Annotated in this window: 15 protein-coding genes and 1 tRNA gene; 11 read left to right on the forward strand and 5 right to left on the reverse strand. The window is 46.1% G+C overall.

From position 1 onward, the window contains the following. Window positions 1-3 precede the first annotated feature (3 nt). Window positions 4-3,123 carry a GAF domain-containing hybrid sensor histidine kinase/response regulator gene (locus tag ASN18_RS07980; protein ID WP_085052217.1) on the reverse strand — a complete coding sequence of 1,040 codons (3,120 nt, stop codon included), beginning with the start codon at window positions 3,121-3,123 and terminating at the stop codon, window positions 4-6. Window positions 3,124-3,458: 335 nt separating this feature from the next. Here ASN18_RS07980 and ASN18_RS07985 point away from each other — a divergent pair, with 335 nt between their 5' ends. The 11 genes from ASN18_RS07985 to ASN18_RS08035 all read left to right on the forward strand — a co-directional run bounded on the left by ASN18_RS07985 (window position 3,459) and on the right by ASN18_RS08035 (window position 14,077). Continuing rightward, window positions 3,459-3,782, forward strand: coding sequence for a zinc-ribbon domain and TM2 domain-containing protein (locus tag ASN18_RS07985; RefSeq protein ID WP_085052218.1), 324 nt, complete (start codon window positions 3,459-3,461; stop codon window positions 3,780-3,782). A gap of 16 nt (window positions 3,783-3,798) precedes the next feature. Next, the gene (fabG, locus tag ASN18_RS07990; protein WP_085052219.1) at window positions 3,799-4,554 is read left to right on the forward strand and encodes a 3-oxoacyl-ACP reductase FabG; all 756 of its coding nucleotides are present in this window, start codon (window positions 3,799-3,801) and stop codon (window positions 4,552-4,554) included. Beyond that, the gene (acpS, locus tag ASN18_RS07995) at window positions 4,554-4,931 is read left to right on the forward strand and encodes a holo-ACP synthase (protein ID WP_085052220.1); all 378 of its coding nucleotides are present in this window, start codon (window positions 4,554-4,556) and stop codon (window positions 4,929-4,931) included. The genes fabG and acpS overlap by 1 nt, the downstream gene beginning before the upstream one ends. A 5-nt stretch (window positions 4,932-4,936) precedes the next feature. Beyond that, window positions 4,937-5,386: an ApeI family dehydratase gene (locus ASN18_RS08000; RefSeq protein ID WP_236861604.1), complete on the forward strand. Its 450-nt coding sequence runs from the start codon at window positions 4,937-4,939 to the stop codon at window positions 5,384-5,386. A gap of 3 nt (window positions 5,387-5,389) precedes the next feature. Then, window positions 5,390-6,688 carry a beta-ketoacyl-[acyl-carrier-protein] synthase family protein gene (locus ASN18_RS08005; RefSeq protein WP_085052222.1) on the forward strand — a complete coding sequence of 433 codons (1,299 nt, stop codon included), beginning with the start codon at window positions 5,390-5,392 and terminating at the stop codon, window positions 6,686-6,688. Then, a complete protein-coding gene (locus ASN18_RS08010; RefSeq protein WP_236861605.1) occupies window positions 6,679-7,404 on the forward strand; it encodes a nucleotidyltransferase family protein in 726 nt (241 codons plus the stop codon). Before ASN18_RS08005 ends, ASN18_RS08010 begins: the two co-directional genes overlap by 10 nt. Then, on the forward strand, window positions 7,401-8,402 hold the full coding sequence (locus ASN18_RS08015; protein ID WP_085052224.1) for a GHMP family kinase ATP-binding protein: 1,002 nt from the start codon (window positions 7,401-7,403) through the stop codon (window positions 8,400-8,402). Before ASN18_RS08010 ends, ASN18_RS08015 begins: the two co-directional genes overlap by 4 nt. Continuing rightward, window positions 8,399-9,559, forward strand: a complete 1,161-nt coding sequence (locus ASN18_RS08020) for a DegT/DnrJ/EryC1/StrS family aminotransferase (protein WP_085052225.1) — start codon at window positions 8,399-8,401, stop codon at window positions 9,557-9,559. The genes ASN18_RS08015 and ASN18_RS08020 overlap by 4 nt, the downstream gene beginning before the upstream one ends. A gap of 46 nt (window positions 9,560-9,605) precedes the next feature. Then, window positions 9,606-12,086 carry a hypothetical protein gene (locus tag ASN18_RS08025; protein ID WP_085052226.1) on the forward strand — a complete coding sequence of 827 codons (2,481 nt, stop codon included), beginning with the start codon at window positions 9,606-9,608 and terminating at the stop codon, window positions 12,084-12,086. Between the two features lie 53 nt (window positions 12,087-12,139). After that, a tRNA-Cys gene (locus tag ASN18_RS08030) sits at window positions 12,140-12,212 on the forward strand. Between the two features lie 77 nt (window positions 12,213-12,289). Further along, complete coding sequence (locus tag ASN18_RS08035; protein WP_085052227.1) at window positions 12,290-14,077, forward strand: sensor histidine kinase; 1,788 nt, start codon at window positions 12,290-12,292, stop codon at window positions 14,075-14,077. Here ASN18_RS08035 and coaE read toward each other — a convergent pair. From coaE to ASN18_RS08055, 4 genes are all read right to left on the reverse strand, one after another. Continuing rightward, complete coding sequence (gene coaE, locus ASN18_RS08040; protein WP_085052228.1) at window positions 14,054-14,644, reverse strand: dephospho-CoA kinase; 591 nt, start codon at window positions 14,642-14,644, stop codon at window positions 14,054-14,056. The two genes, ASN18_RS08035 and coaE, sit on opposite strands and share 24 nt — an antisense overlap. Before the next feature lie 6 nt (window positions 14,645-14,650). Beyond that, window positions 14,651-14,806 carry a tetratricopeptide repeat protein gene (locus ASN18_RS08045; RefSeq protein WP_157072888.1) on the reverse strand — a complete coding sequence of 52 codons (156 nt, stop codon included), beginning with the start codon at window positions 14,804-14,806 and terminating at the stop codon, window positions 14,651-14,653. A gap of 117 nt (window positions 14,807-14,923) precedes the next feature. Next, window positions 14,924-15,337: a DsrE family protein gene (locus ASN18_RS08050; protein ID WP_085052230.1), complete on the reverse strand. Its 414-nt coding sequence runs from the start codon at window positions 15,335-15,337 to the stop codon at window positions 14,924-14,926. 46 nt (window positions 15,338-15,383) lie between these two features. After that, window positions 15,384-16,796, reverse strand: coding sequence for an MFS transporter (locus ASN18_RS08055; RefSeq protein ID WP_085052231.1), 1,413 nt, complete (start codon window positions 16,794-16,796; stop codon window positions 15,384-15,386). Window positions 16,797-16,800 lie beyond the last annotated feature (4 nt).

Below are 16,800 nucleotides of genomic sequence, written 5' to 3' on the forward strand. Positions count from 1 at the left end.
ATTTTATGACTCAGGGACTATTCCAAAAGAGATTGCCAATTTTAGTGTCTCCTCTTTAGCTCCGTCAAAGTCAAGGTCTTCTATGTACTTCTTTATAGCCTCTTCTTGCTCTGCGCTGATAACCCCATGCAATTCAATCAGGATTAGTTCAGCCTCATCCGGTTCGTCTGCCTCACAAGATTCTACCAATCTTAGAATAAGCCCCTTTAATGCCGAACTATCTAATTCTCTCTTATGATTAATTATAGGCTCCTGCACATGGATTTTGTTTATAGAGTCCACGACTGTCCTTAATAGTTCTTTGAGCTGGCCCAACTGTGTCCGGGCATTATCAAGTTTTCCATCCTTTAGTGAATGAGACAGCTCTCTGGCAACTTTAAACACATAGACAATAGATAAATTCCCTGACACCCCATCTAAAGAATGTGCTATCCTGTGCGCCCCATCGATGTCATTATCTTCAATTAAAAATAATATTTTATCCGCCGCATCGCCGTATTTGCGTGAAAACCCCATTAAGGCTTTCTTATACGCCTCGGCGTCTTTCCAAACAGTAATACCCTTACTGACGTCTATGCCGTCAATTGACGCTAATTCACATAGTGAGGCTGCCTCATTCTCAACGAGCAGATTAGTGGTCACCTCGCCAATATCATCTCCAACTGTAAGCTCAATCGTTGACAAGAGATTCTCTATTTCGATAGGTTTTTCTACCACAGCATCTACTCCTTTCCTTATATACGACGCCTTTTCCTCCCTCATAACACTTGCCGTCAAGGCGATAATCGTAATACGGCCGCCAATGGAGGATTCGAGTTTACGGATTTGACGTGTAGCCTCCAACCCGTCCATCACAGGCATTTGAACATCCATGAGAATAACATCAACCCTGTCCGACTTGAAACGTTCCACTGCCTCCAGCCCATTGCGGGCTATAATAACTGTGTGCCCATATTGTTGGAGACGAATATTTAACAAAAGAATATTTTCCTCTATATCCTCTACGACCAATATTCGGAATTTGCGCCTTGGCCTTGCTAACAGGATATGTCTGTGTTGATCATAAAATTCCTCAGTGGAAAGGACATATTCTTTATCGGTTTTCTTCATAACAACAGTAAAGTAAAAAGTGCTTCCGACCCCAAGCTCACTTTCAACCCACATGGCGCCGCCCATAAGATTAACAAACTCCTTATTTATGGTCAGACCAAGCCCTGTTCCCCCGTACTCCCTGGTTGTGGAACTGTCTGCCTGAGTGAACCTTTTAAATATAGTTTCTTTTCTGTCAGGCGCAATCCCTATTCCGGTATCTTTTACTGAAAAAAGAAGATTCACCGTATCCTTTTGGTTTTGTCCGTCTAAAACATTTAGAGCAACATTAATCTCTCCCTTAAGTGTAAACTTCAGGGCATTGCCTATCAAATTGATCAATACCTGTCGAAGCCGGGTTGGATCTCCTTTTAACACGCTGGGTACCTCTGGCGATATATCGTATTTAATAAGTATTCCCTTTTTTGGGGCAGTTATAAGAAACATGTCAATAGCGGATGCAACCACAGCCTTGATTGAGAAATCCATGTTTTCAAGCTCAAATTTACCGGATTCAATCTTCATAATATCAAGTATTCCATTAATTGTAGATAGCAAGAAGTTAGCGGAACTCTTTACTATTAAAAGATATTCCTTTTGCTTTTCGTCTAATATTCTCTCCAGAACTATATCTGTCAACCCTATTATGGCATTCATTGGGGTCCTGATTTCGTGACTCATGTTAGAAAGAAAGTCACTCTTAGACCTGTTTGCTCTTTCAGCCTCTTCCTTGGCTATCACAACCTCTTCCATTGCCCGAGCAGCCACTTCTTTTGCAACAACAGCTTCTGCCTTCGCCCTATCAGCAACTTCTTTGGCTATCTCAGCCTCTTTCTTTACCCTATCGGCCTCTTCTTTAGCTATCTCAGCCACTTTCTTTACCCTATCAGCCTCTTCTTTAGCTGTCTCAGCCACTTTCTTTACCCTATCAGCCTCTTCTTTAGCTGTCTCAGCCACTTTCTTTACCCTGTCGGCCTCTTCTTTAGCTGTCTCAGCCTCTTTCTTTGCCTGAACACGCATTTTCTCAACCTGTTGATTTTTAACTGCGATGGCAATGCTGTACGACACGGTGGCAATGGAGTCAATTGTGAATTTGGTTAAAATATTTTTTGAAAATATGGCCAAAACACCCGTAACTCTACCTTCTGATAATAATGGATATCCCGCAAAAGCTATTATGCCATCCCGTTTAACCCAATCAATACCGTTAATTAGGGGATCTGTTTGTGCCGAGTTGGTAATACGTGGCAAGGATTCCCTTGCAATAATGCCCATTGTGTCTTTACAAACAGTGATTCGTGACTGGTCTCCGCCAACATGTGTGTAAAGTCCAGCACTAGCCAGTAGTTCAAGTATATGTCCAGTTTCGTCTACAACCCAAATACGCGCCACAGATACACCCAAATGGCTGACTATAGCCTCAGCGCTATTTTGAAGCAATCCAATTAATGATGATGCACTGGAGGCTAAAATAATCCCAATCTCTGCCATAAATTTTGATAGTTTTAACTGCTCTTGTGTCTCTTGATAAAAGTATGCGTTCTTTAGGACTAGCCCTATTATTTTTCCAATCATGTCCATTGTTTGAAACAATGGATCCAAAGATATAGTGTTTGCATCGATTGTGATGTTTACAATCAATAAAGTGCCAATCCTTGAAGGGCCTGTGAACAGAGGCATTGAAAGAATGTTGAAAATATCGGGAGAAATGCCAACCTCGCTAAATAACTCCTTCTTATCCGGTATGTCCCACATTTTAATGCTGGAGCTGCCTACCGATACATAAATCATTTTTTCTAATAGATCATCGGTTAGAAATTCATGGCTGCCTTGCGGCGTTAGGGTCAGTTTCGAGATAATACCATTCTCATCATGCAGGACGATGGCACAAAATTCAGAGTTCGTAAAGTTACGGATATCTTCACATAGCGCTTCCTCTGCGACTGATGTATCTAATGCCTGCGCCGGAAATTTCTGTAAAAAGTCCATGATAAAAAACTCACTTCCTCTCCTGCCACCAAAAGGCTGTATCATTGTCTTCAGACTCCTCTATTATTCTTTAGACACACTAATCCTGACGGCTAAACTTTTCACAGGTAACCAAGTAAATGCCCCTTCGTCACACCTCACCTCTTAAATATGGTAGCATTTAAATTTCATCTTTGTAAATTATAAAGTTTTTTCTAAATATATTTTATAAGGCAAGCCGTTTTACTGATATTGATAAACCATGCCGTGACGCTTAATAAAACGTCATAGGACATTTCTATTTTGGCTTGACACAAAATAATTAATGATTTGACAAAATCCGCTGCTCTGACATAAAATTATGCGGCACTTGTGCGGCAAACATTAGGAGGGATGAGATTATGTACTGCAGAAATTGTGGAAACCATGTTTCGGACAGTGCGCACTTTTGTGAAAAGTGCGGGACACAGCTCTCAGGTGAACCGCAAGTTACCGGCTCATCCGGCTACGCAAAGGAGAAAATAACTGCCGGACTCTTAGGGATATTCCTGGGCTGGTTAGGCGTACACCGTTTTTATCTTGGCTATACGGGCATTGGGGTGCTTCAGATATTTGCAACCCTAATAACTGCCGGTGTGGGCGGTCTATGGGGCATAGTTGAAGGGATTTTAATACTAACCGGCAATATCAATAAAGACGCTGAGGGAAGGCCGCTAGTTGGATAAGACCATTGGATAAGAGATGAACATAGACTTAACCGGTAAGACTGCCCTTATCACAGGCGGTGCGCGTGGGATAGGACGGCAGATTTGCCTGAAATTAGCTGAGGCCGGGGCTGCTGTGATTATTAATTACTCCAAATCCGCAGACGCAGCCGTGTCCTTACAGTCTGAAATCGCTCAGTCCTCAGCTCAACCAGCAGATACATTTAAGGCCGATGTCTCAAAAGAAGACGAGGTCACGGCCATGTTCAGCTATATCAGAAAGACACACAGGAAACTCGACATACTGGTAAACAATGCCGGGGTAATCAAAGATAATCTGTTAATAGCAATGGAGTACTCCGACTGGGACAAGGTGCTTGATATAAATCTGCGCGGAACATTTTTGTGTTCAAAATATGCCGCAGAGCAGATGATGGCAAACCACAGCGGGCGAATCATAAATATTGCAAGCATCGTGGCAATTAAGTGTACGCGCGGGCAGGCCAACTACGCGGCGTCAAAGGGCGGTGTGGTCTCATTTACAAAGGCCTGTGCCGTTGAGCTTGCCCCCAAGGGGATTTTGGTCAATGCCATATTGCCGGGTATGATACTAACAGACATGAGCGCAAGGGCAAGGAAGAGGGGGGGAGATGCGCTGCTCTCAGCGATTCCCCTTGGGCGCTATGGCACCCCGGATGATGTGGCAGGTCTTGCCGTATTTCTTGCCTCAGACCTTTCAGGCTACATAACCGGGCAGGCAATCCCCGTTGACGGCGGAATGACGGTATCATAGTGCGCCTTTATCATGGGATTGACATAGTAAATGTGGACAGGCTGCGGGAAACGATGGACAGGAGCGCGGCCTTCGTTGAGGATATATTCACACAGGAGGAGCAGAGGTACTGCCTGAGCCACAGGGACCCTTATGTACACTTTGCCGGGCGGTTTGCCGCAAAGGAGGCGTTTTTAAAGGCTATAGGTTCAGGGTTTACAGCCATTGGCATTTTTCGCAGGATAGAAATATCTGTCATGCCCTCAGGGCGCCCTGCACTGAGGCTCAACGGCTGGCTGGACAACCTGATGAGAAGGCTGAATGCATCAGGGGCGTCCGTCACTATCTCTCATACGCCGGAGTACGCCGTGTCGTCTGTAATATTACTAGGGGGATAACGAATTTGAGATATTTATTAGTAGACAGGATATTGGAGTGGAAGGCTAATGAAACTGCCAGGGGAATAAAGAATGTGGCGATGACAGAGGATTTTCTGGAATTTCATTTCCCGGGGAATCCGGTGATGCCGGGGGTGCTGATGGTAGAGGCACTGTCGCAGCTTGCGGGGTGGCTTACGGCGGCGTCATCAGATTTTAAGGGATGGTTTTTGCCGGAGACTGTGGACAAGTGCAAGTTTTATGGATTCGCCCTGCCCGGCGATCAGGTAGAACTTACTGTTGAGGCTGTCACCGTTGAACAGGACAGGGCATCTTTTAAGGCAATCGGCACTGTCATGGGCAAGAAAAAGGCAGTGGCTGAGTTCAGCGGCGCAATTGTCCCGCTTGCTGAAATTGCAGACGTTGACAAGGAACGCAGGTTTTTTAAAATACTAACAAGAGAGCTGAGTCTTTAAATAATGGAAAAAAGAGAAGTAGTAATAACCGGCATGGGGCTTGTAACCTCACTTGGGTTTGGAATTGAGGAAAATTGGGGGAATATCCGTGCCCTCAAAACCGGAGTAGCTCACTATCCACAGGAAGGCTGCCCGAGGGCAATGCAATATTATGGCAAGGTTGAGGCATTCGCGTATCCATTTGATATACCGAATAAGCTGACAAGCCAGATGAAATTTCTAAACAGAGGCTCAACGCTTGGATTTGCCGCCGCGCTTGACGCCATAAAAAACAGCAGAATTGGGTTTCCAGATATGAACGGCATCCCCCCTGGACGCAGGGCGCTGTTTATAGCAACAGGGGATTTTACTAAAATTGGATATGATTTCTTTTATCACGCTACGAAGGAGGCCACTAACGGCCGCTGGAGAGATATTGATTCAGCGAAACTCAACTCATTGACCCTAAAAAAGGTAAATCCATTTTTTCTGCTTGAGTCTATATCAAATAATCTGTTTAGCGCGTTGTCGGCGTTAATTGATTTTAAAGGGCCAAATACCACGCTTACCAGTCTGTCGCCCTGCGGGGGGCAGTCGCTGGAGCTTGCCGCAAGGGCCATACGTCAGGGCAAGGCAGATATAGCCGTAAGCGCAGGGTGTGGAAACTGGATTACCGAAATCCCCATGTATGAGCTGGAGGGGCTTGGCCTGCTATCAGGCTGTGCCGCCGGTGTGGAGTCATACAGGCCGTTTGATAAAAAGAGAGACGGCTTTATCCCTGGTGAGGGAGGGGCTGCCATTGTGCTTGAGGAAAGACAAAGTGCGCTAAGGCGCGGCGCTGTCATATATGGTACAATCATGGGATTTGGAAATGCCATAGAACACGCCGAAGGCCCGGCAGTCAGCGTACCGGAGCGCGTAACCCTGCTGTGTATAAACGAGGCGCTCACTAACTCCGGCGTAAAGATAGAAGACCTCGCCTTTATATCCCCGCACGGAAGCGGCACAAAGAAAGGCGACCGCTCAGAACTCAATTCAATCGCTGCCGCAGCAGGAGCCTTCCCCGCAGCGCTATGCGCCCTTAAGCCATATACCGGGCACATGGCCGCAGCTAGCGACATTGCTGAGATAATATTTTCGGTACTCGGCGTCAGGGACTCCATCGTGCCAGCCACGCTTAACTTTAATGAAAGCGAAATGGAAAAGGAATACCCGCACCTGAAATTCTCAAACACCCATCAGCCGTGCCACAGCGATAAGTTCTTATCAATAAGCTACGGCATAGGCGGGCAGTCCTCGGCTGTAGTCATAAGGTGCAGTTAACAGACGCAATAATCCTGGCCGGTGGGCTTGGCACCCGGTTAAGGCCGGTCGTTGACGCCCTGCCAAAGGTCATGGCCCCGGTCAACGGCAGACCGTTTCTTGATATACTGCTTGGACACTTAAGCCGGTATGATTTCATAAAGAGGGTGGTTATTGCCGTTGGATTTATGGCCGACAAGATAATCGGGCACTACAGGGGCACTGACAGGTATAGTTTTGAAATCCTGTTTTCAGTCGAAGAGCAGTTGCTTGGCACCGGCGGGGCGCTCAAACAGGCCGTTCAATATACAAAGACCCCAGAAGTAATTGCCCTAAACGGTGATACGTTTGCCGGGGTTGATATTAAGGATTTAGTCTCAGCTCATTTACAACGCAGTGCCTCTTTGACCATTGCCCTTAAGGAGATGAAAGACTGCAGCAGATACGGCACGGTTGCCCTTGACGCCGTTGGCAGGGTTGTGTCGTTTCACGAAAAAACGTCTGTAGACGGCCTAATCAATGCGGGCATATATGTGTTTAACAGGGCGTTGTTCAATAACCGCCCTGAGGGTGTAGTCATGTCGCTTGAGAGGGAGTTCCTGCCGTCGCTTTTGCCCAGTGACACCAGTGACAGTAATATTTTTGGATACCGCTTTAACGGCAGGTTTATTGACATAGGTGTACCGGAGACGTATAATATCGCAGGTGATTATCTTTTGGATGTACAGCGGCAATGATAATATCAAGAACCCCACATAGGATTTCGTTTTTCGGCGGCGGTACCGACTACCCGGACTACTACCTGAGATACTGCGGCAAGGTGCTTGGAACCTGTGTGGATAAGTACTGTTACCTGAGCGTCAGGCGGCTGCCGCCGTTTTTTGACCATAAACACAGAATCGTCTACTCGAAAATAGAAAATGTCAGCGACATAAACACCATCATGCACCCCTCCGTGCGGGAGACACTGAAGTATTTCAAGGTTGACTACGGTGTATCAATCCACCACGACGGTGACATCCCGGCAAGAAGCGGGATGGGCTCAAGCTCTGCCTTCACAGTCGGCCTGATTCACAGCCTCTATGCCCTGCAGGGGCGTATTGCCTCTAAAGATGATTTGACGCGCGAATCCATTTATATCGAACAGGAGCTGATCAGAGAAAACGTCGGCTCACAGGACCAGACATTTGCCGCACACGGCGGCCTCAACGTTATTAACTTTCTGGCAAACGGCAAGATCATCGTAGAGCCTATAATTATTAAGCCCGAGAGACTCGTAGAATTTGAACGGAGCCTCGTATTGATTTACACCGGTATATCAAGAATCGCCTCTGAAGTGGCAGGAGATAAGATTAAAAATATCCCGAAAAATGAAAAGAACCTTACACAGATGAAAGACATGGTAGACGAGGCCTATGATATACTGGTAAACAGCAGCAGGGACCTAAGGGAGTTTGGACAGCTTATGAATCAATCATGGCTCCTTAAAAAAACCTTGTCAAACAGGGTATCAAATTCAGAAATCGACTCTATCTATGAGCGCGCCATGAAAAGCGGGGCAATCGGCGGGAAGCTGTTAGGGGCAGGCGGGGGCGGCTTTATGGTATTCTTTGTAGAGCAGGAAAGACAAAACAGTTTTAAACAGGAACTCAACGATTACCTGCACGTGCCTTTCAGTTTTGATTTCGACGGCTCGAAAATCATAGTCTATCAACCTCAAAGGAGACCACAATGAGACTCTCACTGACATCTTCTACTTTTGGCGATGAGGAAAAGGCGGCAATCGCCTCAGTCGTAGACAGCGACATGTTTACAATGGGAAGGCACGTCTCAGAGTTTGAGGCGGAGTTTGCCGCATTGTTCGGACGCAGATACGCCTGCATGGTAAACTCCGGCTCGTCGGCAAATCTTGTGGCCGTTGCCGCGTTGTTTTACCGTAAGGAAAGGCCGTTAAGACCGGGCGATGAGGTAATAGTGCCGTGTATTTCGTGGGCAACTACGTTTTATCCCCTGCATCAGTACGGCCTCAAACTCAGGTTTGTCGATATAGACATTAACACACTAAACATAGATGCAGAGCAGCTTGAGCTGGCAATAACACCCAGGACAAGAATGATTGTGGCGGTAAGCATACTTGGCAATCCGTGCCGCTTCGATAAAATATTGGAGATATGCCAAAAACATAATCTTATCCTGTTCGAGGACAACTGCGAATCAATGGGGGCAGTGTATGATAACCGTTATACGGGGACGTTTGGCCTTGTAGGGACATTCAGCACATTTTTCTCTCATCACATATCTACAATGGAAGGTGGCCTTATTTTAACTGATGACTTTGAAATTGACTGCCTCTGCAGGTCAATCCGCAATCATGGCTGGTGCCGCGGACAGCCGGAGGGCAGTCCAATTTTTGAAAAGAAAGAGAGTGATTTTTACGAGGCATACCGGTTTATCCTGCCGGGCTATAATGTCCGCCCAATGGAGATGCAGGGGGCTATTGGCAAGGTTCAGCTTAAAAAACTCGATGCCTTTCTCAGCGCAAGACGGGCAAATGCCGCCCATTTTGTAGACATCTTTAAAGACGACAAGCGCTTTATCATTCAACAGGAGACAGGGCAAAGCTCATGGTTTTGTTTTACGATGATAGTAAACCCTGACTCGCACACAGACAGAGGCGCAGTCCTTAATGCCCTGAAAAACGCAGAAATAGAATATAGAATCATCACCGGCGGCAACATGCTAAGACACGACGTGATAAAGTATTTCGATTACGAGGTGTTAAGCTCAACACAGGCCGACACAGCCCATGACTGCGGCTTTTTCGTCGGCAATCATCCTGTTGATATAAGAAGTGAAATCGACTATCTGCACAACTCCTTAAAAGGGATATGACCAGGGCTGCATTGAACCTGTTTCTTAACTCACCGCTTAGGCTCTCATGTTTAAAGAATACATAGAAGACTATATATTAAAAGACAGGAAGAGGGCTGTCCTGTTTTTTATAATCATCTCGGCGGTGTTTTTCATAGACAAGCTGACGCTGGGGCCATTGGCGGCTATACAGCTTCACGATATATTCGAGACAGACTTTCCAAGATATAAGCCGATGGGGGAGCTGTTATTCAGACATGGCCCGTATTTCTGGTATCCGAACTGGCCTGGCGGGGCACCGGCATACGCATGGCATCACAGCCCACTCTACATCCTGAATATAGTGGCTCAGGTAGTACCGCTGTGGGCAGTGTACGGCGCAATGGTCATCACTATGATGGCGGCGGCAGGTTATGGGATGTACAGATTTCTCAGTGGATATATGAACGTGACAGGGTGGGTAGCGGCTGTTGGCGGGGTGTACTTTGCCCTGAACATGCAGTTGTCAAGTCTGTTTATCCTGTATACGTTTAGTTATTGCTTTCCTCTGTATTTCGCGTGGAGCTGGGATACCCAGCAGAAGGGTTCATTAGTACTGAAGCTTATAGGGTTAAACCTGTTTGTGGCGCTGTCGTATCCAGTACTGACGCTGCCGTATTTTTTCATCTTAGAAGCGCTGATAATACTGCTGCTTCAGCCCGAAGGACAAAACTTGAGGCTAAGGATGCTGATAAAGACATCACTTGTGTGGTTTGGATATATCCTTGTGTGTGTGCCGGTGCTTTATAGCCTGTATAAGTACATACCGTTTTCACACAGGACGTATACGTATGAGGCGGTGTCGTATCTGGGATTTCTGAAAAATCTTTATAATGGTTTTGTCGGTTCAGCGCTGCAAACTATGACGCTCACTCCACTTGCCGGTGCGATTGCCATAATGGATAAATCGCTAAGGGTACGGCGGTCTTTAATAGTTATTGCCATAGTGGTATTTTTATCAGCCCTGTTCTCTCCGGCAGTGAATATTATATTCAGGGGTACACTTTTTGAGAAGATGGACCTCGGTCATATAACCACAGTATTTCCTATTGTGATGACAATGGCGGCGGTTATAGCAATTGATACGGTTGTCAGAGACCACACCCTTGCCAAACGTTTTCTGATTGGGGTGGCTGTGGGCGCTGCCTATACGTTTTTTGCAGTATTTATTGCAAAGGCCGCTGGGACACAGGGGGTTCAGCACCTTATATTAAATGTTGGAAGCGCTGTCTTCATATCGCTGATGGTTATAACAGCAAGAAATACGGTAGTCTTTTCTTTTCCAATGTTGACGAAAAACCCTGCCTTTGCCTTCTTGTTTTGCTGCGCGGCGGGTGCTGCGGTATTTTATTTCAGCCCGAGGAAAATCGGGATTGTGGATATAGTCTCGCTTGCCCCAGTGTTAGTAGTTTCAGTGTGGGCATTTTTCTGGTATAGCGATAAGCTCTCAGGCGCTCAGAAAAAGGGGCAGTTAGCAGGCATACTGATTATTACAATTGGGGTTATACTGTTTTTTCAGGTGAGATATACAAGGTTTTTCGGGGAGGAATACGTGCCTTATATCAGCGTATTTCCAAATGTTAAAGCGCTGGAGGGTATTAAACAGGAGAACAGCTATAATCAATTTGGCCCCTTCAGGCTGGCATCGGTTGACTATACGACAATTCCACATATACAGTCACAGGGGTTTGAAACTCCAGACGGCAGAGGCCCTCTTTTTAACAAATACTACAGGGAGTTTTTCAAAGTTGTAATAGCCCCGCAGCTTTCAGACCCCGGGTTTCTTCCATATTTCGAGAGCAACTGGTATAACCTGTTTATTTCAAACTTTACGTCAAACACATTATTTTACCCGTATTCTTTTTTGAATATAAGATATATCGTTGCAAGGGGTGTCGCTTCCCAGCCGGGCGGCATATTTACTACAATTTATGCTGGCAGTACTGTTGAAGAGCGTCCCGGGGCAATTGGCAATCTGATGAAGCTTTACTCAAAAAAGATAGTAGTGGTCAGGTTTAATGCCGCCTTTGACAGGGTCTACCTTGTGAAAAACATTAAAACACTGGAGACAGATAAGGCCGTCTATGATACACTAATTCAGACGCAGGGGGCGGAGCTGGTCAATACGGTTTATTTCTCGGCAGCGGAGTCGCCTTCCCCCTTACCTGACAGCACAGATGACGAACAATTTAAGAAAAACAGGATAACGCTTGACCGTTATTCCCCGGATGAAATCAGCCTTACCCTAGAGCTTGTCACACCGGCCTCTGTCGTTGTGTCAAACAACTACGACCCAAGCTGGAGGGCCTATGTCGATGGTCAGGACACGAAGATATACAGGGCCAACATTGCGTTTCAATCCATAGCAATCAACAACACCGGCAGCCACAGCGTAGTTTTTAAATATAAAGATACGTTACAGAGATTTACTCTCCTGCTGATACCGGTTGGTATGTTGATATTCAATTATTTCATACTCAGAGGCCGCCGGATATTTTTAAAGTCATAAATATATTCTGATGGAAAAGAAATACCTATTTATGTTATATTTATGTCAGCAATGGCGGCGTACCCAAGCGGCTAAGGGGGAGGTCTGCAAAACCTTTATGCGCCGGTTCAAATCCGGCCGCCGCCTTTACAGTCCAATATTATTAATCAACTAACTCCGGGGGGTGGACAGGCTAGGAAAGGCTCTTACCTTGGGATATAATCATGCAACAGTTAAACATTCTTATCATAGGCGATGTGGGCGATGTACCCGATACAGTTACAGAGGGACTTTGCAGCCGGTTGTCAGAGCCTGTCCAACTTCTGAGTGTCTGGTCGTTAGAGGAAGGGCTGCGCCACTGTGACAAGTACACGTGTGCCTGCATTGTGTTGAGTTATTACAGTTTTGGCGAGGCTGGGCATGAGTTTTTAGAAAAACTTCAGGATGGGGTTGGGCATTTAAAGATACCTGTCATAGTGGTCGCTGCAAAGGGTACTGAAGCGGCAGCGGTTGAGATCATGAAACTTGGTGTGTCTGACTATCTGCTCAGAGAGAATCTTAACCCGGACACATTGTATAACTCCATCAAGTACGCGCTCAAAAAAAACCAAACAGAACGTGAACGTGCCCTCGCCGCTGACAACCTGGTACGCTCTAACAATCTTCTCGATGCTATACGCTACATCCAGTCAAAGTTCATTCTCTCACCAAAACCCCGTGCACTGATGAATGAGCTGCTTGCGGTGCTGTTGTCTCTGACAAGCAGCGAGTTTGGCATAATAGGAGAGATATTGCTGGATGAAAAAGGCAATGAATACCTGAGTACCTTTGCAGTTTCTAACATCGCGTGGAACGAAGAGACACGAAAGATGTTTAATGAACATCTGGAAGATGGATTTGAATTTCACAATATGAACAATTTAATCGGCTCCATAATAAAGACTGGCGAGGCGGTAATATCGTCTGACCCGCCAAATGACCCCCGCCGTGGAACCCTTCCAGAGGGGCATCCTCAGCTGAGGTCATTTCTGGGGATTCCGATATATTGCGGCAGTGACCTTGTGGGGCTTGCAGCAATAGCAAACAGAGAGGGCGGCTATGATGAGGGGCTTGTTGAATTTCTTCATCCATTTAGCTGCGCCTGCGGCAACATAATCGAGGCATATCGAAACTATAAGCGGCGCATTAAGGCGGAGGAAAATCTGCGGGAGTTAAACCTGACGCTGGGCAATAAATTTCAGAAAGAGGCGGAGAGGAGATTAGTCCAGGAACGCCTTCTGATTCAGCAGTCCAAAATGGCTGCAATGGGGGAGATGATAAGCGCCATTGCCCACCAGTGGAAACAGCCACTGAACACACTAGCCCTGCTGGTTCAAAATATGGAAGATGACCTCGCTGACAACAAAATCGACCGCTCATATGTCAATAATGTAATTGTCGAATCAATGAAGCTCATCAACTATATGGCTGAGACAGTCGAGGACTTCAGGAATTTCTTCAAACCTGCAAAGGAAATGACCGCTTTCAGGGTAAAAAAGGCGGTTGAAGATATTCTGGCGCTGATATATCTGCAGTTTATTAACAGAAACATAGACGCCACGATACAGTGTGACGAAGACCCGGTCATCTGGGGCTATCCAAACGAATTCAAGCAGGCTATATTAAACTTAGTAAACAACTCAAGAGATGCCATAATAGAGCGTAAGCGACTGTTAAAAGGGGCAATGGAGCGCGGGCGTATAACTATAAAGATAACCGCTGAAGTAGAAAATGCCGTAGTACAGATATGTGACAACGGCGGCGGTGTAAAGGAGACAATCGTAAACAAGTTGTTTGAACCATATGTGACCACAAAAGGAGACAAAGGCACAGGGATTGGCCTCTACATGTCCAAGAATATTATTGAAAAAAACATGAACGGCAGGCTGGAGTTCGCTAATGCAAAAGACGGGGCGTGTTTCACTATCTATATGCCGCTTCTGTGTGCCCTAAACATTGCACCGATGTCGTAACAGCCGGTAGATTTCCCTTACCTGCTGTTCAGCAAAGGCGATGTCGCCGGAGTTGACGACGACAAAGTCTGAATTTGCTGTCTTTTGTTCGTCAGGGATTTGGCAGGCAAGCCTTCTAATGACATCATCTTTAGACAATCCGCCTTTTTTACCAAGTCTATCGAAGACAAGCCCTTTGGGGGCGGTAACAGTGACAATAACATCAACCTCGGCCTCAAAACCGCCTTCAAAGAGCAGAGGTATCTCAGCAACACTTATATCACCAGTGTTCAGATTGGCGAACTGTTTTATTTCTCTCATAACGGCAGGATGGACAATCCCCTCAAGCCTCTTTCGCAGCCCAGGGTTGTTGAATACAAGCGCTGCGGTCTTTTGCTTGTCAAGGGTGTCGTCCTTGAAAAACACACCGCTTCCAAGCGTTGCCCGTATCTGTTGCTTGATTTTATCCTCACCAAGCAGACGCTTAACTATTTCGTCAGCGCTTGTAGTGCGTGCCCCCAGTTTAGCAAACAGCCCAAGCACAGTAGTCTTCCCGCTTCCGATACTACCAGTGAGACCGGCTAACATAGCATATTATTTTGATTGGGCAGGCTGGTTGAGTTTTTCAATACGTTCTTTGGATTTTTTAGCGAATTCGGTGTTTGGGTATTTGTTTACGATTTCTTCGTATATCTCTATGGCGTGCTTGGGATTGTTTTGGAGTTCTTCAAGCTGGGCCGTATCGAACATAGACTTGGGGCTATCACCCCCGCAGGAGCCCAACACCATGACTAATGCTGCAATAAAGATTAACCGCTTCATTAATTGATATAATAACATATAGCACTAAGTAATTGACATATTATTTTATGGGCGAATCAAGACATATCCCTTATGTCCCAATTGAATCAGCCGTAACAGCCCGTTGGAGTTTATTTTCACACCGGCAATGAGATGCTCTTTTGTCCATGAGTGATTTCTCATGGTAACACCACAGATTTCAATCCCCACGCCTTCGGCAATCAGCTCTTGGAGCATCGTTTTATATGGATTTCCATATGATATCTTTCTATAGGCATTGTATGTATCGTCTGTAAGTACCATGTGGCAGGCATCACCGTGAAATATGGCAACTATATCGCTGCTGCCCTGAAGGTCTTTATTGTGCTTAGCCAGAAAACGCATATATTTTATTCCCAGCGGCAAGTCTGCATCAAAGCTAAGACGGTCCATATCGAAAACCGTGTAAGATTTTTCCAGTGTTACGTTAATATCAAACATAGTTCAGCTCCTTTTTAAAGATACTGGCGCTTAAAGCGGCAGTAATTCATACGGCATTCTTTTTTGCGTCCTTTGCAAGGAATGAAAACACGATAACTATTGCCGAGAGTACGGCAGCGGCAATAAAGGAATTCTCAAATGCCCTGTGAAGGACTGCCTGCGGTACCCCAGGCCTTATATCCATGCCCTGGGGCATAGACAGTGACACAACATTCTGGAAAACAATAATGCCTATTGTACCGCCAACCCTGTTGGCCATAATGTTCAGGCTGGACACCAGGCCTTCCATCCCCTTTGGGGCATGGCTCATTATGAGTACATCGTTTGGAGAAGAAAAGAATCCTGAACTCAGCCCCAACACGACCATTGACATTACAACATACCAGAGCGCTGCCTGAGAACCGCCCAATGTCAGCATTATAAAACACACAACGCTTAAGGCCATGCCTAAGATACACAGCATTTGTGCGCCGACCCTGTCTGACAACCTCCCTGTAAAAGGACTCATCACGACCATCAGGCCAGATGGTATCATAAGAAGCAGGCCAGAGACTTTTAATGAAATATTAAGCCCTATCTCAAAGTAAAACGGCAGCAGAAAATTCATCCCAAAGATGATTACAAACCTGAGCGTATTTGCAATCAACCCCATCGACAAGCCTGAAATCTTCAGTAAAGAGAGGTTTATCAGCGGTGAGTCAATCTTTAACTCCGTGCGGACAAACATCACGATTCCAAACCCCGAGGACACCAACAGCGTCAGCACTAACGGTGACAGCCACCCAAGTGTCTCGCCCGAGGACGTTATATAGAAAAATATAGTCAGAGAAACAATGAGCAGCAGGGCCTCTCCAATCCTGAATTTTGCATGAGCCTTTTTAGCGGTATCCTGCCTAAGCAGCACTGCGGCACTGGCAAAGGCCGCTATCCCAAATGGGATATTGACAAAGAACACCCACTTCCAGCTGACATATGAGGTAATCAGGGCGCCTATCCCCGGCCCCATCATCACACCAAGAGACTTGCACATGCTTACTATACCAATATACTTACCGCGAAACTCAGCTGGCAGATAGGCGCTTATCATGGCTAAGACCAGGGTGGAAAACATTGCGCCTCCAATCCCCTGCATAACCCGCGAGATGATCAGCATCTCTATTGACTGCGATGCGCCGCACATAAACGATGACAGCGTAAAAAGCGCCATGCCCCAGACATATATTTTCTTAAAGCCCCAGATATCCCCAACCCTTCCAACAACAAGGGTCAAGCCCATATTGGCCAGAAAATACGAAAGTACCACCCATGAGGCCGTATCTGTGTTTGTCCCAAAATACCCGGTAATGGTTGGCAGAGATACGTTTACTATGGAAAAATCAAGCGAGGCCATCAGGATTCCAATAGACAGGCTGAATACGACAAGCCACTGTTTCTTCTTATCTGTTATCTTATCCGTCATCAGA

Origin of the sequence: Candidatus Magnetominusculus xianensis, assembly GCA_001541255.1 — a bacterium.
GTDB classification, from domain to species: domain Bacteria; phylum Nitrospirota; class Thermodesulfovibrionia; order Thermodesulfovibrionales; family Magnetobacteriaceae; genus Magnetominusculus; species Magnetominusculus xianensis.

Coding starts and splice junctions, on each gene's coding strand:
- ASN18_RS08005 (WP_085052222.1), top strand. CDS start 5,390: ATGGAAAAAAGAGAAGTAGTAATAACCGGCATGGGGCTTGTAACCTCA.
- ASN18_RS08055 (WP_085052231.1), bottom strand. CDS start 16,796: ATGACGGATAAGATAACAGATAAGAAGAAACAGTGGCTTGTCGTATTC.
- coaE (WP_085052228.1), bottom strand. CDS start 14,644: ATGTTAGCCGGTCTCACTGGTAGTATCGGAAGCGGGAAGACTACTGTG.
- fabG (WP_085052219.1), top strand. CDS start 3,799: ATGAACATAGACTTAACCGGTAAGACTGCCCTTATCACAGGCGGTGCG.
- ASN18_RS08035 (WP_085052227.1), top strand. CDS start 12,290: ATGCAACAGTTAAACATTCTTATCATAGGCGATGTGGGCGATGTACCC.
- ASN18_RS08025 (WP_085052226.1), top strand. CDS start 9,606: ATGTTTAAAGAATACATAGAAGACTATATATTAAAAGACAGGAAGAGG.
- ASN18_RS08020 (WP_085052225.1), top strand. CDS start 8,399: ATGAGACTCTCACTGACATCTTCTACTTTTGGCGATGAGGAAAAGGCG.
- ASN18_RS07985 (WP_085052218.1), top strand. CDS start 3,459: ATGTACTGCAGAAATTGTGGAAACCATGTTTCGGACAGTGCGCACTTT.
- ASN18_RS08050 (WP_085052230.1), bottom strand. CDS start 15,337: ATGTTTGATATTAACGTAACACTGGAAAAATCTTACACGGTTTTCGAT.
- ASN18_RS07980 (WP_085052217.1), bottom strand. CDS start 3,123: ATGATACAGCCTTTTGGTGGCAGGAGAGGAAGTGAGTTTTTTATCATG.
- ASN18_RS08015 (WP_085052224.1), top strand. CDS start 7,401: ATGATAATATCAAGAACCCCACATAGGATTTCGTTTTTCGGCGGCGGT.
- ASN18_RS08045 (WP_157072888.1), bottom strand. CDS start 14,806: ATGTTCGATACGGCCCAGCTTGAAGAACTCCAAAACAATCCCAAGCAC.